Annotated in this window: 14 protein-coding genes; 7 read left to right on the top strand and 7 right to left on the bottom strand. The window is 75.7% G+C overall.

Going from position 1 to position 15,900, the window contains the following annotated elements:
- Positions 1 to 75 precede the first annotated feature (75 nt).
- The gene (locus ACFY0X_RS16430; RefSeq protein WP_387754734.1) at positions 76 to 2,265 is read right to left on the bottom strand and encodes an MMPL family transporter; all 2,190 of its coding nucleotides are present in this window, start codon (positions 2,263 to 2,265) and stop codon (positions 76 to 78) included.
- A gap of 261 nt (positions 2,266 to 2,526) precedes the next feature.
- On the opposite strand from ACFY0X_RS16430, the gene ACFY0X_RS16425 reads away from it, so the two are divergent.
- From ACFY0X_RS16425 to ACFY0X_RS16415, 3 genes are all read left to right on the top strand, one after another.
- Positions 2,527 to 3,789, top strand: a complete 1,263-nt coding sequence (locus ACFY0X_RS16425) for a sensor histidine kinase (RefSeq protein ID WP_387754732.1) — start codon at positions 2,527 to 2,529, stop codon at positions 3,787 to 3,789.
- Positions 3,786 to 4,469, top strand: coding sequence for a response regulator (locus ACFY0X_RS16420; RefSeq protein ID WP_387754729.1), 684 nt, complete (start codon positions 3,786 to 3,788; stop codon positions 4,467 to 4,469). Before ACFY0X_RS16425 ends, ACFY0X_RS16420 begins: the two co-directional genes overlap by 4 nt.
- Before the next feature lie 132 nt (positions 4,470 to 4,601).
- Positions 4,602 to 6,299 (top strand): Imm49 family immunity protein, encoded by a 1,698-nt coding sequence (locus ACFY0X_RS16415; protein ID WP_387754726.1) that lies wholly within the window; start codon positions 4,602 to 4,604, stop codon positions 6,297 to 6,299.
- A gap of 88 nt (positions 6,300 to 6,387) precedes the next feature.
- Here the strand turns inward: ACFY0X_RS16415 and ACFY0X_RS16410 are convergent, their stop codons facing one another.
- Positions 6,388 to 6,885, bottom strand: coding sequence for a phosphoribosyltransferase (locus ACFY0X_RS16410; RefSeq protein WP_387754723.1), 498 nt, complete (start codon positions 6,883 to 6,885; stop codon positions 6,388 to 6,390).
- 163 nt (positions 6,886 to 7,048) lie between these two features.
- On the opposite strand from ACFY0X_RS16410, the gene ACFY0X_RS16405 reads away from it, so the two are divergent.
- Together ACFY0X_RS16405 and ACFY0X_RS16400 are read left to right on the top strand one after the other, a co-directional pair.
- Positions 7,049 to 8,233, top strand: coding sequence for a zinc-dependent alcohol dehydrogenase (locus tag ACFY0X_RS16405; protein WP_387754720.1), 1,185 nt, complete (start codon positions 7,049 to 7,051; stop codon positions 8,231 to 8,233).
- Positions 8,234 to 8,283: 50 nt separating this feature from the next.
- Entirely contained in the window at positions 8,284 to 9,249 is a 966-nt protein-coding gene (locus ACFY0X_RS16400) for an SDR family NAD(P)-dependent oxidoreductase (protein WP_387754717.1), read from the top strand.
- Positions 9,250 to 9,514: 265 nt separating this feature from the next.
- Here ACFY0X_RS16400 and ACFY0X_RS16395 read toward each other — a convergent pair whose 3' ends face one another.
- From ACFY0X_RS16395 to ACFY0X_RS16375, 5 genes are all read right to left on the bottom strand, one after another.
- Positions 9,515 to 10,243, bottom strand: coding sequence for a helix-turn-helix domain containing protein (locus ACFY0X_RS16395; RefSeq protein ID WP_387754714.1), 729 nt, complete (start codon positions 10,241 to 10,243; stop codon positions 9,515 to 9,517).
- Positions 10,240 to 11,301 carry a hypothetical protein gene (locus ACFY0X_RS16390; RefSeq protein WP_387754711.1) on the bottom strand — a complete coding sequence of 354 codons (1,062 nt, stop codon included), beginning with the start codon at positions 11,299 to 11,301 and terminating at the stop codon, positions 10,240 to 10,242. Before ACFY0X_RS16390 ends, ACFY0X_RS16395 begins: the two co-directional genes overlap by 4 nt.
- A 1,116-nt stretch (positions 11,302 to 12,417) precedes the next feature.
- Positions 12,418 to 13,032 carry a DNA-binding protein gene (locus ACFY0X_RS16385; RefSeq protein ID WP_387754708.1) on the bottom strand — a complete coding sequence of 205 codons (615 nt, stop codon included), beginning with the start codon at positions 13,030 to 13,032 and terminating at the stop codon, positions 12,418 to 12,420.
- A gap of 458 nt (positions 13,033 to 13,490) precedes the next feature.
- Positions 13,491 to 14,054 (bottom strand): hypothetical protein, encoded by a 564-nt coding sequence (locus ACFY0X_RS16380; RefSeq protein ID WP_387754705.1) that lies wholly within the window; start codon positions 14,052 to 14,054, stop codon positions 13,491 to 13,493.
- A 4-nt stretch (positions 14,055 to 14,058) separates the two neighbouring features.
- A complete protein-coding gene (locus ACFY0X_RS16375) occupies positions 14,059 to 14,190 on the bottom strand; it encodes a hypothetical protein (RefSeq protein ID WP_387754702.1) in 132 nt (43 codons plus the stop codon).
- 250 nt (positions 14,191 to 14,440) lie between these two features.
- On the opposite strand from ACFY0X_RS16375, the gene ACFY0X_RS16370 reads away from it, so the two are divergent.
- Both ACFY0X_RS16370 and ACFY0X_RS16365 read left to right on the top strand, forming a co-directional pair.
- On the top strand, positions 14,441 to 14,584 hold the full coding sequence (locus ACFY0X_RS16370) for a hypothetical protein (protein WP_387754699.1): 144 nt from the start codon (positions 14,441 to 14,443) through the stop codon (positions 14,582 to 14,584).
- Between the two features lie 179 nt (positions 14,585 to 14,763).
- Complete coding sequence (locus ACFY0X_RS16365) at positions 14,764 to 15,792, top strand: glycosyltransferase (RefSeq protein WP_387754696.1); 1,029 nt, start codon at positions 14,764 to 14,766, stop codon at positions 15,790 to 15,792.
- Positions 15,793 to 15,900 lie beyond the last annotated feature (108 nt).

The following is a 15,900-nucleotide window of genomic DNA, read 5'->3' as shown; positions in this document are numbered from 1 at the left end:
GGCGGCGGTGTACGGGCGGTCAGGAGGGGCGGGTGGGAGGGGCGGGCGGGAGCGGCGGGCCGCAGGGGCGGGTGGTCAGGGGACGAGGGCGCGGGTGGGGGGCGGGGTGGGGGCGGCGGGGGTGTGGTGGCGGGTGGGGCGCAGGGGCCACCACAGGGCGCGGCCGAGGAGGGTGGCCAGGGCCGGGACCAGGGCGAGCGAGAGGACGACGGCGGAGAGCAGGATGCCGAGCGTCAGCGCGAAGGCGATCTGGGCGCTGCCGGGGGTGGTGGCGAGGGTGGCGAAGGAGCCGGCCAGCACCAGGCCGGCGGTGGCGACGGCGGGCGTGGTGTGGCGGACGGCGCGGGCCACGGCGCTGCGGGCCGGGCCGGGGTGGTGCATCTCCTCGCGGATCCGGTCGGTGATGAGGATGTTGTAGTCGGTGCCCAGCGCGACGACGAACAGGAACAGCACCAGGGGGAGGGTGAAGTTGACGCCGGGTTCGTCCAGCACGTGCTGGAACAGCAGGGTGGCGGCGCCGAGGGTGGCGGCGAAGCCGAGGCCGACGGCGAGCATCAGCACCACCGGGGCGAGCAGGCTGCGCAGCAGGAGCAGCAGGATCAGGGCGATGAGGACGGCGGCGACCGGGAAGACGATCGTCAGGTCGTGGTCGACGGCGACGGAGATGTCGGCGAAGATCGCCGCCGTGCCGCCGACGTGGGCGCTCGTCCCGGCGGGCGTGTGGGCGGCGACGGCGGCGCGGACCGGGCCGGAGGCCAGGTCGCGGGCCCGTGCGCTCTGCGGGTCGGCGGTGAGGAAGAGGTCGATCCGGGCGGCGCGGTGGTTGTCGTTCAGGACGGTGGCGCCGACCTGGCCGACGCCCTCGGTCCCGGCGAGGGCGCGGGAGAGGCCGTCGAGCCGGGCGGGGTCGAGGGTGCCGCCGTCGTTCGCGGTGACGTAGACGGTGGTCGGGTCGGAGACGCCGGCCGGCAGGGCGCGGGCGATCTCCTTGGCGGTGGCCGCGGCCGCCGTCCCGGAGTCGCCGCCCTGGCCGTAGTCCATCCGGAGCCCGGTCATCCCGGCGGCGAGGGCGCCGAGCAGCGCGACGGAGCCGAGCAGCAGGGCCACCGGACGGCGGGCGACGAAGGCGCCGTAGCGGGCGGCCGCGCCCGCCCGCGGCTGCCGGGCCAGGCTGCGGGAGGGCCAGAACATCCTGCGGCCGCAGGCGGCGAGCAGGGCCGGCATCAGGGTGAGACTGCCCAGCAGCATGACCAGGACGGCGACGGCGATCGCCGGGCCGAGCGAGCGGAACTGCCCGAAGCTCGCCACGCCCAGGGTGGCGAAGGCGGCCACGATGGTCAGCGCGGCCGAGGTGATCGCGGTGCCGACCCGGCCGGAGACCTCGGCGGCCGCCGCACGGGCGGGCTGGTCGGGCCGGGCGCGCAGGTGCTCGCGGAACCGGAAGAGCAGGAACAGCAGGTAGTCGACGCCGATGCCGAGCAGCACCACGGAGATCAGGCCCGGGGTGGAGGCGTCCAGCCGCAGGCCGGTGAGCGTCGCGGCGAGTGCCACCGCTCCGGCCGCCACGCCGCCGATCAGGGCGACCGCGAGCAGCGGCAGCACGGCCGCGAGCACGCTGCGGAACACCAGCACGTTGAGCAGGACGATCAGCACGGTGACCAGGCTGCTGCCGATCCGCGCGGCGACCCGGTTGTCGTCCGCGCTGTCGGCGGCCTCGGCCAGTGCGCCGGTGAATCCGGTGCGCATCCCGGCGGCGGCGAACTCCGCGCGGGCGGAGTCCCGGAAGGTCCGGTAGACCTCCTGGACGCCCTCGTCCACGGCGCTGCCGGTCAGTTCGACGGACAGCAGCTCGAAGCTCCGGTCGGGCGCCGTCATCGCCGGCGCGATCCGGGGGGTCTGCGAGCGGTCGGGCTTGAGGAACGCCGGCTCGTCCTTGTCCCTGGGCATGGTGACCCGGCGTTGGCCGAGCTCCGCCGCCTCGGTCTCGATCCGCCGCCGGTCGCCGTCGGTGAGCGCCTTGCCGTCGTTGCGGGCGACCAGCACCGTGAGCGTGGTGGCGTCGGGCTTCACCCCGAACTGCTCCTCGGCGATCCGCAGGGCGGCGGCCGAGTCGTAGCTCTTCGGCAGGAAGTCACCGGTCTGGGACTGGGTGACCCGGCCGAGCAGTGTCGGGCTCAGCGCGGCCAGTGCCAGGCCCAGCACCGCCCACAGGGCGATGACCTTCCAGGCGTGTCTGGTGGAGAATCCGGTCAGTGCGCGGATCACGGTAGCCCTCCGGGTGGTGGACGCGAACGTCGAACCTGGTCGCCGGGGGTTCCCGGCAGGCTTCCAGCCCATCAGGCGAAGGGGAGGCCGGGCGTCCGGGCAGCGGACGATCCGGGCCGGGGCCCCCGCTCCCCCCTGCGGGCCGGACCCGGGACCGTGCTCCTGGTCCGTGCGCCCGCCCTCGGCCGGAGGGACCATCCGGGGCCGGTCGGGCCGGTGCCAGAATGAGGCGTCAACGCTGGTCGGCCGGGAGGGAAGAGGATGGACGGGCGTCAACACCCCGGTGCGGCCGAGGGCGAGGTGCCGCGCGGCCGCGCGGAGGGCCTGCCGTGGACCCAGGCGGACGCGCTGGTGGCCGTCGGGGTCGGCACGCTGGACCTGCTCGCCCACCTGCTGGTCAGCGAGGTGGCGGGCGCCCGCGGCGTCGGCGTGCCGGGCTTCGTCCTGCTCGTGCTGGCGGGCGTGCCGCTGCTCGCCCGGCGGAGCCACCCGGTGCGGGCGCTCGCCGCCGTCCTGGTGTTCCAGTACGCGATCGACCTGTCGGCCCCGATGGGCATCCACTTCGGTGCCGTCCTGACGGTGGCGGTGTACTCGGTCGCCCGCAACCGCTCCTGGCCGGTCGCCGCGGGCGCGGCCGCGGCGACGGCGCTGGTGACGATGCTGGGCCAGAGCGGCTTCCCGGTGCCGTCCGCGGAGGCGGCCATCGCGGCCGTCGCGTCCACCGCGCTCGTGGCCGGGGCCGGCCTCGTGGTCTCCCGCTGGCAGCGCGAGGTGGCGGCCAACCGCCGGCTGCTGGCCGACCGCGCGGTGGCCGACGAACGCCGCCGCATCGCCCGGGAGTTGCACGACATCGTGGCCCACCACATCACCACCATGCAGCTGATGGCCGGCGGCGCCCGCGCCAACCTGGCGAACCCGGAGGTGGTGCGGGAGGCCCTGGTGACCCTGGAGTCCTCCGGGCGGCTGGCCCTGCGCGAGATGCGCCAGCTGCTGGACGTCCTGCGGGCCGGCGACGAACCGGACGCCGCCCCGGCCTCGCCCCAGCCCGGGGCGGACGACCTCGCCCGCCTGGTGGAGGAGTCCCGCCGGGCCGGGCTGCCGACCACGCTCGGCGTGCGCGGGCCGAGCCGCCCGCTGCCGCCGACCCTCGGCCTGACGGTGTTCCGGATCGTCCAGGAGGGCCTGACCAACGCGCGCAAGTACGCCGGACCGGCCAGCGCCTGCGTCCTGCTGACCTACCGTACGGACGGGATCACCGTCGAGGTGCGCGACGACGGCCGGGGCGGGCCGTCCCAGGACGCGGGGCACGAACCGGTGCGCGGCGGGTACGGCCTGATCGGCATGCGCGAGCGGGTCGCCCTGCACGGCGGCACCCTGGAGGCGGGGCCGCGGCCGCAGGGCGGCTTCGCCGTGCTGGCCGAGCTGCCGCTGGCGGCGGAGGAGACGGCCGAGGCGGCCGTCCAGAGCGGGGAGCACGTCGAGCGCGTCGGCGGCGGGCTGCGCGCGGAGGCGGTGTACCGGTGACGCCCGGGATCAGGGTCCTGATCGTGGACGACCAGCCGCTGGTGCGGCGCGGCCTGTCGCTGATCCTCTCCCCCGACCCGGCCTTCGAGGTGGTGGGCGAGGCGGAGGACGGCGCGCAGGCCGTCGCGCTCGCCGGGCGGCTGCACCCCGACGTCGTGGTGATGGACATCCGGATGCCCGTCCTGGACGGGGTCGCCGCGACCGGGGAGCTGGCCCGCGTCCTGCCCGGGTGCCGGGTCCTGGCACTGAGCACCTTCGACATGGACGAGTACGTGGTGGCCGCGCTGCGCGCCGGCGCGTACGGGTTCCTGCCCAAGGACGTCTCGCCGGAGGACCTCGCCGCGGCGATCCGCACCGTCCACACCGGGGAGGCGGTGGTCGCCCCGCGCCTGCTGACCCGGCTGATCTCCGCCTACGTCCGCACGCCCGTCGCCGCCGCGCCGCCCCGCGCCGGGACGGACGGGCTCACGCCCCGGGAGGTGGAGGTGTGGCGGCTGATGGCCGCCGGCCTGGACAACGCCGCGATCACCCGGGCCCTGGACATCAGCCACTCCACGGTGAAGAACCACATCACCAGCCTCTTCGGCAAGCTCGACGTGCGCGACCGCGCCCAGGCGGTCATCGCGGCGTATGAGTCCGGCCTGGTCACCGCCCGTTCGGGAGGCGGCGGCCAGGCCTGACGGAGGGTCGGGCGGGACGGACGGGGCGGGACGGACGGGTCGGGCGGGACGGGGCTAGGAGGACCCGGCGGACCGGGGTGTCCGACCCGCCGCCTACCCTGGGTCCGAGTCGATGATCAAGGGGGCAGGACCGTGCGGATCGAACGCCATCAGGTGGACGCGGAGCGGGTGGCGCAGGCCGGCGAGGGCTTCGTGGACCGGATCGGGCGACAGGTGCACTCCTACTCCCGCGCCGGTCTGATGACCACGACCGAGTGGCAGCTGATCACCGACTCCTACCTGGACTACCTCGGGGCCCTGTCCACCACCCGGCCCGCCCTGGACTGCCCCGAGGCCGAAGCCGTCCTCAAGGACGCCGCCGAGGCCGCCGCCGGCGCCGTCTCCTTCGCCGCCTACTACCCGCGCGACCGCTTCAGCGTCTTCCTCGACTACCCGAACTTCGGGATGTCCTACGACCCCGAGTACGGGCAGGACCGCGACCCCCGCCACCGGGTCACCGCCGGGGAGTGGCTCGACGCCTTCTGCCTGGCGATCGTCGCCGACAAGGTCTCCCCCCACGGCGAGGCCTTCAGCTGGGCCCGGCAGTTGATGCCCGACGAGCCGCTCACCCCGGCCCTCGAACTCGTCGACGGCTTCGTCGCCCACTTCTTCGAGGAGGAGGCCGACTTCCCCGCCACCTCCCCCGCATCGCAGCCCGGCCTCCGCGCGCTGCGCGCCCTGGCCGACGCGGACCGCGGTGCCTTCGACGCCGCCCTCCTCGCGCTCCTCCAGGACGGCCACCACGGCCGCGGGCCCGCGAGCCTGCTGCCGCTCGTCCCGATCGCCCTGGCCGCCCTCGCGTACCGCACCCACGGCTGGTCCCCGGCGGTCGACACCGACTACCTCCCCCACGCCCTGGTCACCGGCTTCGAGACGCCCGGCCCGCGCGTGCGGGGTCTGGGCCGCGACCCGCGCCCCGACGCCGTGGCCCGGCTCGCCGCCGGTCCCGTCGACCTCGACCGGCCGGTGCCGGCCCGGCCGCTCAGTGCGGACAGCGCGGCGCGGTTCGAGCGGCGCACCCTGGAGGCCCTCACGCCGAAGGAGGGCGAGCCGCTGGACGCGTGGGAGCTCACGGGCGCCCTGCGCTACCAGGGCTACCTCCTGTCGGCACGCGCCTCGCAGTCCGCCGACGCCACCGACGCCCTGCTCGCCCACCTGCGGCTCGGCTCCCAGCTGGGGGCCGCCGTGTTCCGGGTCGCCCTCGCCGAGCCGGGCACCGAGGCGGAGGTGACGATCGACGGGCGCAGGCTGCGCTTCCCCGCCCTGCGGGACAGGGACTTCGGCCCGGCCTTCTGGGAGACGGCCCTGTCCTACGCCCTGGTCACCGGCAGTCCCGAGGACCTGGAGCCGCTCGTCCTGGCCGGTCCGGCGATCGCCGCCGAAGACCGCTCCCCGTTCGCCTCGTACCGCACCGCCCTGCACGACCACCTGCGCGGGGCCGACCCGCTCCCGGCCACCGAGCGGGCCCTGAAGGAGGTGGAACGAGCCGGGGACCGCAGCTTCCTGCCGCCCCCGGTCGTCCTCTTCTCGCAGCTGGTCCGGGGCGACGAGACCAGCTTCAACCTCGCCCTGCTGGACGCCCTGGAGGCCCACCGCGACCACCACCGCGTCGCCGACCGGGCCACCGACCCCGGTGCCCCGCTCAGCCTCCACATCCTCGGCCTCGCCTGCCACGCCCGCCGCAGCCGCGGCTGGGCCGTCCACGTCCGCTCGCCCTACCTGCCGCCGCGCCTGCTCCAGGCGGCCGGGCGGGCCCGAGGGGGTGGCGGGGAGCCGGTGGCCGCGTCCTGACCGTCCGGGGGGCGGCCGGCGGGGTGCCCGGGCGGGGGGGGTGGTCCGGACGGGGACCACGCCCCGACGCCGGGGGTGCGGAGCCCGGTCAGGCGTCGAGCACCTGGCCACCGCGCCGGACGACCGGTCCGTCCACCGACCACGGGAACTCGATCCAGTCGTCGGTCCGCTTCCACACGTACTCGCACTTCACCAGGGAGTGCGACTTCTCGTAGATGACGGCGGAGCGGACCTCGGCGACGTGGTCGAGGCAGAAGTCGTGCACGAGCCTGAGCGTCTTGCCCGTGTCGGCGACGTCGTCGGCGATCAGGACCTTCTTGTCGGTGAAGTCGATCGCGGCGGGAACGGGCGCCAGCATGATGGGCATCTCCAGGGTGGTGCCCACGCCCGTGTAGAACTCGACGTTCACCAGGTGGATGTTCTTGCAGTCCAGCGCGTACGCCAGACCGCCCGCGACGAACACCCCGCCGCGGGCGATGCTCAGGACGAGGTCGGGCTCGTAGCCGTCGTCGGCGATCGTCTGCGCGAGTTCGCGCATCGCCCGTCCGAAGGTCTGGTAATCCAGGGTCTCGCGCGCATCAGTCACGGCGATCAGTGTCCACGGCCGCCGGCCGGGCCGCGAGTACCGGCGCGCTGGGGGCGCCGCGCGGTTCGCGGGCGGCTCGGGGCGCCGGGCCCGTTTCGCGCACCGGGCAGCGGAGAGACGCCCGGGAGCGGTGAGAACCGGACCGGCGCCACGAGGAGTGACGATGAAGGCCTTGACCTGGCACGGCAGGCGGGACGTACGAGTCGACACCGTCCCCGACCCGGTGCTCCAGGACCCCACCGACGTGCTCGTCAGGGTGACCAGCAGCGGACTGTGCGGGTCCGACCTCCACCTCTACGAGGTCCTCGGCCCCTTCCTCGACGAAGGCGACATCCTCGGGCACGAACCCATGGGCGTCGTCGAGGAGACCGGCCCGGAGGTGACCGCCCTGCGCGCCGGCGACCGGGTGGTGATCCCCTTCAACGTCTCCTGCGGCACCTGCCACACCTGCCGGCAGGGCCTGCACTCGCAGTGCGAGACCACCCAGGTGCGGGAGTACGGCAGCGGCGCCTCGCTGTTCGGCTACACCAAGCTCTACGGGCAGGTCCCCGGCGGGCAGGCCGAGCTGCTGCGCGTCCCGTTCGGCGACGACCTGCCGATCAAGGTGCCGCACGGCCCCGCCGACGACCGCTTCGTCTTCCTCTCCGACGTCCTGCCCACCGCCTGGCAGGCCGTCGAGTACGCCGCCGTCCCCGACGGCGGCAGCCTCGTCGTCCTGGGGCTCGGGCCGATCGGCGACATGAGCTGCCGCATCGCCCTGCACCGGGGCGCGGGGCAGGTGATCGGCGTCGACCTCGTACCCGAACGCCTCGAACGCGCGCGGAACCGGGGCGTGCACGTCCTCGACCTGCGCGAGCACGGCAAGGACCTGCCCGACGCCGTCCGCGACCTCACCCAGGGGCGCGGCCCCGACGCGGTCGTCGACGCGGTCGGGATGGAGGCCCACGGCTCGCCCGGCGCCAAGCTCGCCGCCCGCGTCACCGACCTGCTCCCCAGCGCCATGGCCGCCAAGCTGATGGAACACGTCGGCGTCGACCGGCTCCACGCCCTGCACCTGGCCATCGACATCGTCCGGCGCGGCGGCACCATCTCCCTCTCGGGCGTCTACGGCGGCCAGACCGACCCGCTGCCCCTGCTCACGATGTTCGACAAGCAGATCCAGCTGCGCATGGGCCAGGCCAACGTCCACCGCTGGGTCGGCGACATCCTTCCGCTGCTCACCGACGACGACCCGCTGGGCGTCGACGCCTTCGCCACCCACCACGTCCCGCTCGCCGACGCCCCCGGGGCGTACGAGATGTTCCAGAAGAAGCGGGACGGCGCCGTCAAGGTGCTCTTCAAGCCCTGAGCGCACCGCCCGTGCTCCCCGGCACGGCCCACACCCGGGAGGCCTCCGCCATGACCGCACCACGACACCGCTTCGCCGGCCGCACCGCCCTGGTCACCGGCTCCTCCCGCGGGCTCGGCCTGCTCGTGGCCCGGGAACTGGCCCGCCACGGCGCCCGCGTGATGCTCTGCGCCCGCGACCCCGACGCTCTCGGCCGCGCCGAGCGGCGGCTGCGCGACGAGGGGGCCGACGTCGCCTCCCTCAGCTGCGACATCACCCGCCCCGACGCCCCGCGCAGGCTCCTCGACGCCGTGCACGAGCGGTTCGGCCCCCTCGACGTCCTCGTCAACAACGCCGGGATCATCCAGGTCGGCCCGCTGGACGCGCTGCGCGAGGAGGACTTCCGCCAGGCCATGGACACCATGTACTTCGCGCCGCTGCGCCTGACCCTGGCCACGCTCCCCGACCTGCGGGCCGGCGGCGACGGGACGGTGGTGACGGTCTCCTCGGTCGGCGGCCGGATCCCCGCACCGCACCTGCTGCCCTACGTGGCCGCCAAGTTCGCCGCGGCGGGCTTCTCCCAGGGGCTGCGCGCCGAACTCGCCGGGACGGGCGTCAGCGTCACCACCGTCCTGCCGGGACTGATGCGCACCGGCTCGCACACCGCCGCGCGCTTCCACGGCCGCCCCGGGGCCGAGTACGGGTGGTTCGCCGCCGCGGCCAGCGCGCCGCTGCTCTCGATGGACGCCGAGCGCGCCGCCCGGGCGATCGTCCGGGCCGCCGCCCGCCGGCGCCCCGAGCTGGTCCTCACCCCCGCGGCGAAGATCGGCGTCCGGGCGCAGGGCCTGGCCCCCGCCACCACCGCCCGCCTGCTCGCACTCGCCGCCCGCGCCCTGCCCTCCGCCGGCGACGCCCCGCGTCACGGTGTCCCCGGCGCCGACGCGGCCGGCCAGAGCGCCCTGCCCTCCTGGGCCACCGCCCTCGGCGACCGGGCCGCGCACCGGTTCGCCCAGCCCCGCCCGCACACCGGGCCCTGACCGCCGGCCCCTGCGGCCGGAGCGCCCTGGCGGGCATCCGGCCGCAGGAGTGCCGGCGGTGAGGTGCGGTCAGCCGATGGCGACGTCGTCGAGCGGGAAGACGGTCGCCAGGCAGGGGTCCTCGGCGGGGCGGACTCCAGCTTCACCGTCCGGCCCTTGTAGGCGGATAGGTCCACGCTCTTCTGGACGCACCCGGCCGAGGCGTCGGCGTCGGAGTAGGTGGCCGGCGCGGCCCTCCGCCGGCGCCTGAGACGGTGCCGCGGGGTCAGCGGATGAGCACGTCGGAGCCCTGGTGGCCGGTGGGGGTCCAGGTGCGGACCTCCAGGTAGACGATCTCGGCGTCCTCGGTGGCCCGGCCGGTCCCCACCAGCCAGGCCCGCACGGCGTGCGCCACGTCGCCGTGCGAGTCGGCGACCCGCCGCGACCACTCGGCGGCGGGGAAGCCGCCGGTGGCGGCGGAGCCGTAGACGCGTTCCTCGGTGCCGTCCGCGCGGGGCACCACCCCGCGCCGGACGCCGGGCGAGTCCTCCTTCGACCCGGCCGCCAGGGTGAAGTGGCGCGAGAGCATCCGCACGGTCAGCGCGACCCGGCCGTCGGCGGCCGCCGCCGCGTGGATGACGCCGGCCAGGTGCCCGGCCCCGGACTTGATGGCCTGCTTCCCGGCGCGGCCGGCCATGCTCCCGCCGGGGGCGCCGATCACGTCCTTGCCCCGCACCCGGGCCTTCTGCCCGGCCTTGGTGCGACGGCGCTCCACGTTCTCCCGGGCGACGACGCCGAGCACCTCGGTGTCGCGTTCACCGCCCCGCACCGCCCGGACGACCTGGCGCAGCGCGGTCACGAACGCCGCGCCCTTGCCCTTGGTGAAGAACTGGGAGACGAGCGAGGCGTCGCGGCCGAGGATCCTGGCCACCTGCCGTCTGGTGAAGCCCTGGTCGATCAGCTGCTGGGTCAGCCTCGCGGCCTCGTTGGGGTGCTGCGGGTCGGCCGGGCTCACCGCTGCTCACCTCCGGCCGCCCGCTCGGCGGCGAGTTCGGCGCGGCCCAGGGCGCGCAGTTCGAGGTACCGCTCCTGGCTGGCGGGGTGCTCGACGGGGCCGGTGAGGTGGCCCTTGAGGAGGTAGTCGCCCACCTCGCCGCGGTAGGGCCAGGGTTGGCGCTCGGTCAGGGCGATGCCGTCGGTGCCGAAGTAGACGACGGTGCCGGGTCGGGCGTGGAGGGCCCCGGCGGTGCCGACGATCTCCTTGCCCTGCCGGTACTGGGTGTGCAGCAGCGCCGCCCGGGCCCCCGACCACACGTAGGCGGGCCATTCGGGGTGGGCGTACGGGTCGCGGGAGAACCCGGACTGCCGCTGCCAGGTGACGACCTGGTCGTCCTGGCCGAGGATCTCCACCCCGGCCGGGATCGCCTCGCCCAGCGGGGTGGTGCCGGAGACCAGGCGCGGGCGCTGGGCGAAGCCGCCGAGGCCGAACAGCAGCACCGCGCGGACCGCGCGGGACGCGAGGTAGGCCGCCTGCCGCTGGCGTTCGTCGCCGTGCACGCGGGAGAGGTTGGTCAGGTCGGCCCAGGCCGACCTGAGGCGTTTGCCCCACTCGTCGAGCGGCTTGCCGTCCTCCCAGAGCAGGCCGCCGAGGACCTCGATCCGCCACGGCGCGAGGTGGTTGGCGAGGGCGAGGTGGACCTCGGCGCCGCCCGCCCAGGTGGTGAACGTGGCGCCGGGCTCGGACGGGTAGGTCCAGGCGCGGTCGCCGGCGACCGGGGCGGGGAGCAGGCCGACGTGGTTCCAGCCCTGCGGGACGGTGACCCTGACGTTCCAGTGGGAGCAGGACATCAGCGCCTTCGTCTGCTCCTGCTCGGTCATCGCGGCGAACGCGGCGGCGGTGACGCGGCGCGGGGTGCCGACCGGGGACTTCCACAGGTGCTTGGCGTAGGCGAAGGTGCGGTCGTACTCCACCAGCGCGGGCAGCTGCTCCGGCACGCGCGGGGGCGAGATCAGCTCGGTGCGGCCCTGGCCTCCGGTGGCGTGCAGCAGGCCGCGCAGTTCCTCGGACAGCACCGGGTAGCCGCCGGCCCACTTGCCGGTGGTCGGGACGGTGCGCGACCACGTCCCGGCCCGTCTGCGACGGCGAGCCCATCAGGACGGCGTCGTCCCAGTGGCGGCGCAGCGCCTGCCACAGCAGGGTGAACGCCTGGCGGCAGGTGACGACGTCGGCGCCGTCCGGGTCGAACCACTCCCCCATGGAGCGGATCTCGGTGCTGGCGCCGTCCGGGGCGGCGGCGGGGGCGTAGCGGCCGACGGGCTGGCGCTGGTGGAGGAAGTGGCCGGCGAGCTTGTCGCGGCCGGAGCCGACGGCGGTGGTCCAGCGTTCGGAGGGGGTGTTCAGCCAGGCGGCGACGGCGTCCTTGAGCGTGGAGTACCGCTCGGCGCCGTGGTGCCAGGGGGCGCCGGCGGTGATGTAGATCCGCTCGGTGCCGGGCGCGGCGTGCAGGACGGCGTCCAGGACCTCGCCGGGCGTACGGGCGCCGAGGTCGAGGCGCACCACGCGGTCGCGCACCGCGAGGTCGCCGGTCACGGCGTCCAGGAACACCGTGGAGCGGGCCTGCTGGGTGAAGTTGGGGCGCTTGGAGACCAGGCCGGTGGTCACGGCCTCGAACCGGGCACCGGCCGGGCCTTCGGGGAGGGTGGGCAGCTCGCGCGCCCCGGCCGAGGCCGGGGCGGTCCGCTCGGCGGTGGACTGGTCCTCGGTGGCGGCGGGGGCCGGCGGCTCGGCGACGGTGGCGGGGCGGGTCAGCACCGGGGCGCGCGCGGGCGGGGGCTCGGCGGCCGGCGCGGCCTCCGGCGCCTGCGGCTGCGGCTGGACGGGGACGGGCTCGGGCCCGGGTCCGGCGGACTGGTCGTCGGCCCTGGCGGCCCGGACGGCGGCCGGGGTCGGGTCCAGCAGCGGGGCGATCCGTACCACGTCGCCGACCGACAGGCCGGAGGCCTTCGCGACGGCGTCGGCCTTCGCGCCCTCGTACCCCGCGAGCCCGGCCACGCGGCGCGCACGCCGGGCGGTGAGCTTGTCCAGCTCCTTCTGCGCGGCCGCGACCGTCTTCTCGGCGGAGGTGATCTCGGTGCGCAGCTCGCGCAGGCCGGCGAGCTCGGTGGTGTACGTCTTGCGGTCCATCGGGCTCACTCCCCCGCGTCGTCGGTGGTCGGGTCGGTGGTGACGTAGGCGATCGGGCCACCGGACACCGACGGCAGGCGGGTGCCGAGCAGCAGGCCCGCCAGGCGGGCGTCCTCGGGGTCGGTGGGGGTGGCGGCGTTGACGGGGGCGGTGAGGTCGGTCAGGTAGCCGGCCAGGCGGGCCCTGGGGAAGCGGTGTCGCCCGGTGGTGCCGACGGTGCCGTCGGCCTCCCACTCGGCCAGGCCGGTCAGCACCGCGACGACGAACCCGGCCACCGTCACCGGCAGCACCCCGCCGGCGGCGACCCGCGCCGGGTCGCACCGCCACCAGCCGGACAGCGCGGCCAGCAGCTGCGTCCCGTCGAGCGCCGTGCCGAAGCCGATCCACTCGCGGTCCGGCTCCTCGACTCTGGCCGGGGCGTCCGAGCGCAGCACCGCCACCTCGCCGGTGCCGAGCCCGGTCAGGTCGGCGGCCGGGAGGGCCTGCAGCCGCTGGAGCGCGGCCAGCGGGAACACCTGCCGGCCCGTCTCGCGCACGCCCGGGACCACGCCGGTGGCCATCAGCTTCTTCACCGTCGGGATCGAGCACCCCAGGGCCGTCCCGGCTTGACCGGTCGTCACGAACACACCCGGACCTCCACGCCTATTCACCTGACTTGAAACGCCAGGCGACTCTACGCCTCCCCACCGACACTGTCCATGCCTTTTCAGTACGTCGCACAAGCATGCGGGGAGGTGGTCCGCCCTGGTCCGTCAGGGTCTGTGGCGGGACCGGCACCACGGCCACGGTGAACGGGCGTCAGCCGCGCCGCCGGGAGGCACCGGACCCGGCTGAGCGGCACAGCACGCACCGGCTGGCCGGGTGCTGTGGGGGTGGAGCGCTGCGGTTCGGGTGGACGCCGGTGCGGGGCCCGACCGCGCAGAGCCGATGCTGGAGCGAGAGCATCGGCTGCGGCCCCGGCACGGGCTGTCCGCGCGGGGCCTTCACCGTCCGCCGCCAGGCCGAACAACGCCCCACCGGCGCCGGATGCGTCGAGGGCGCCGTCTTCCCGGCGGGCCGCTGCCGGCGGGCTGGGTGGTCAGTGGGTGAGGCGGAGCACGATGGTCGAGTCGACGACGGTCTGGCCGGCCGGGGTGCCGCATCCGGCGCCGGTGCCGGTGCCCACGGCGTTGATGGTGTCGTCGGCGAAGCGCGCGCTGTCGGCCGTGACGGCGCCGGTGATGACCAGCGAGGCGGTGCCGTTCACCTTCACCACGTCGATCTTGTCGAACCTGAAGGTGGAATCGGTCTGGTCGGTCCAGTGGACGTTCGTGGTCGCGGTGTCCCCGTGTTCGTCGCCGGTGCACTCGGTGGCCGGCATGGTGACGACCCGTTCGAAGGTGCCGCTCGCCGAGGGCGTGCCTGCGGCGTCCACGCAGGAGAGCGTGCCGGTCAGGACGAGCGTGTTGGGCAGGTGCAGGTCGACGCCCCCCGGGGCGACGGCGGAGGCGAAGACGCCGTGGGAGTTCAGCACGCAGGTGGCGTCGGTCGTGGGCTCGGCCCGGTCGGCGCCGGCGGAGGCTCCGGTGAGCAGCGGGATCACGGCGGACAGGGCCAGCAGGAGGGTGGCGGCGCGGCGCCGGGAGCGGCGGGAGAGGGTCATGCCGTCACACGTACCAGCCCGTGGTGCCGGCGGTGGTGACCTGCGCCCGTTCGTAGGCGTGCCGGTGGGCCGCCGTGCTGCGGCGTTCGGGACCGGGGCCCGGCGGGCGGGCCGGGCCCGCGGGTCTCCGTCCCACGGCCTTCGGCGTCCCATTCCGGCGTTCCAGGCTCGTCCCGTCCGCGCTGGTCAGGCCTCTGTTCGGCGTCCCACCTTCCCTGTCGTGGGGCGAGGTGTGGCGGCTGGGACGGATCGGCGTGCAGGCTTCGGTCGTCCGATCGGCGACCGGCCCGCCGCTTGGGGCCGCCGCGTCTCCTGGCGGATCCCGCGCCGCCCGAGGAGCCGACCGCCGTCCGTCGAACGCACTCCGACGAAAGCAGGTCACCACCATGCGCAGCACACCCCGCAGGATCGCCCGGCTCCTGGTCGTCTACGCCGGAGCGGCCTTCCAGGTCCTCGTCCTCGGCAGTCCGGACGACCCGGACGGCCCGGGTCTGTCGCGCAGGCCGCCGTCCTCCCGTGCCGGCGCCTGACGCCCCGTGACGCGGCGGCCTCGGACCCCCGGGACCGCCCGCAACGCACCACTTGGAGTCTCCATGGCCTTACGGATAGCGTCACCGCCGAGCCGGTACCGTCGCACGTCTCGGCGCTGGACTACGTCATCGGCCCGGCCCTCGCGCAGGGCCACGACGTCGCGCTGTACGCCCCGCCGATGTTCCGCCGCGAGGCCCGGCCGCGCGGGGTGGGGTTCCACCGGGCGGGCACCGACTGGACCTGCGATCCCGCCGTCCAGCGGGTGGCGAGCGGGATCTGGAGGAAGTCGGGCAACGCGTCCTTCAACCGCCACGTCTTCGGCCGGCTGTGGCCGGAGCGGGCCGAGGCGAAGGCCCGCGACCTGATCGCCGCGTGGACGAGGGCGCGGCCCGCCCTGGTGGTCGCCGAGTGCAGCGATCTCGGCGCCCACCTCGCGGCGGCGGTCCTGCGGCTGCCGGTGTGGGCGGCGGACAACGGTCTGGGCCCGGTGCTCCTGGACCTCTGGGACACCGACGTCGCGCCCGCGCTGACCTCCCTCCACAAGCGGTACGGGCAGGACGCCCCCGTCCTGCCGCCGATGGTCACCCCCGCACCGGTCCACTGGTTCTACGGGACTGCCCCGCCGTCGGCCCGCGCGGTCGGGCGCACCGTCGCGGCGTTCCGGACCGCCGGCCCCGGGCTGGACGGCCTCCCCTCCTCCCGTCCGCTCGTCTACGTGAGCCTGGGCACCCTGACCACCGCGATGCCCGGTCTGCGCGGTGTCGTGGGAGACGTCTACCGGGAGGTCATGGCGGCCCTGTCCGCGACCGGCTGCGACGCGATCGTGTCCGCCGGAGCCCTCGCGCGGGACCTGCCGAGCACGGACCCCCGCATCGCGGTCGTCGAGCACGTCCCGCAGCCCGCGCTGCTGCGCCGCGTGGACCTGTTCGTCACCCACGGCGGACGGGCCTCCCTGCTCGACGCGGTGCAGGGCGCGACGCCCGTCCTGGGCCTGGGCGTTCTCGCCGACCAGCCCGGCAACACCGCCGCCTTCGCCCGGCACGGCCTCGGCCTCGCGCTGGAGCCCACCGCGAGGCGCGCCGAACTCGCCGACGCCGTCACGGCCCTCCTCGGCGACCCCCGCCACACCGCCGCCATGGCCGCCGCCGACGCCGAACTGTCCCGGCTGCCACCGGTGGACCTCGCGGAACTGCTGGCCTGCGCGTGAACCGGGGCGTGAACCGGGTGGGTGCCGGGGGTGCGTGGTGCGGGAGGCGCCGGGAGGCCTCGCCGCCGGGGCCGGGCGGCTGTCAACCGTGCCGCACCCGGTCGAATG

Source organism: Kitasatospora sp. NPDC001547 (assembly GCF_042894165.1).
GTDB lineage: Bacteria > Actinomycetota > Actinomycetes > Streptomycetales > Streptomycetaceae > Kitasatospora.
Note: the sequence above shows the minus strand (reverse complement) of the source record. Positions and strands in the feature narration are given on the sequence as shown.

What these genes read in the sequence shown, in the direction of transcription:
- ACFY0X_RS16425 (WP_387754732.1), top strand. Translation starts at nt 2,527, where the DNA reads ATGGACGGGCGTCAACACCCCGGTGCGGCCGAGGGCGAGGTGCCGCGC.
- ACFY0X_RS16405 (WP_387754720.1), top strand. Translation starts at nt 7,049, where the DNA reads ATGAAGGCCTTGACCTGGCACGGCAGGCGGGACGTACGAGTCGACACC.
- ACFY0X_RS16400 (WP_387754717.1), top strand. Translation starts at nt 8,284, where the DNA reads ATGACCGCACCACGACACCGCTTCGCCGGCCGCACCGCCCTGGTCACC.
- ACFY0X_RS16380 (WP_387754705.1), bottom strand. Translation starts at nt 14,054, where the DNA reads ATGACCCTCTCCCGCCGCTCCCGGCGCCGCGCCGCCACCCTCCTGCTG.
- ACFY0X_RS16370 (WP_387754699.1), top strand. Translation starts at nt 14,441, where the DNA reads ATGCGCAGCACACCCCGCAGGATCGCCCGGCTCCTGGTCGTCTACGCC.
- ACFY0X_RS16365 (WP_387754696.1), top strand. Translation starts at nt 14,764, where the DNA reads ATGTTCCGCCGCGAGGCCCGGCCGCGCGGGGTGGGGTTCCACCGGGCG.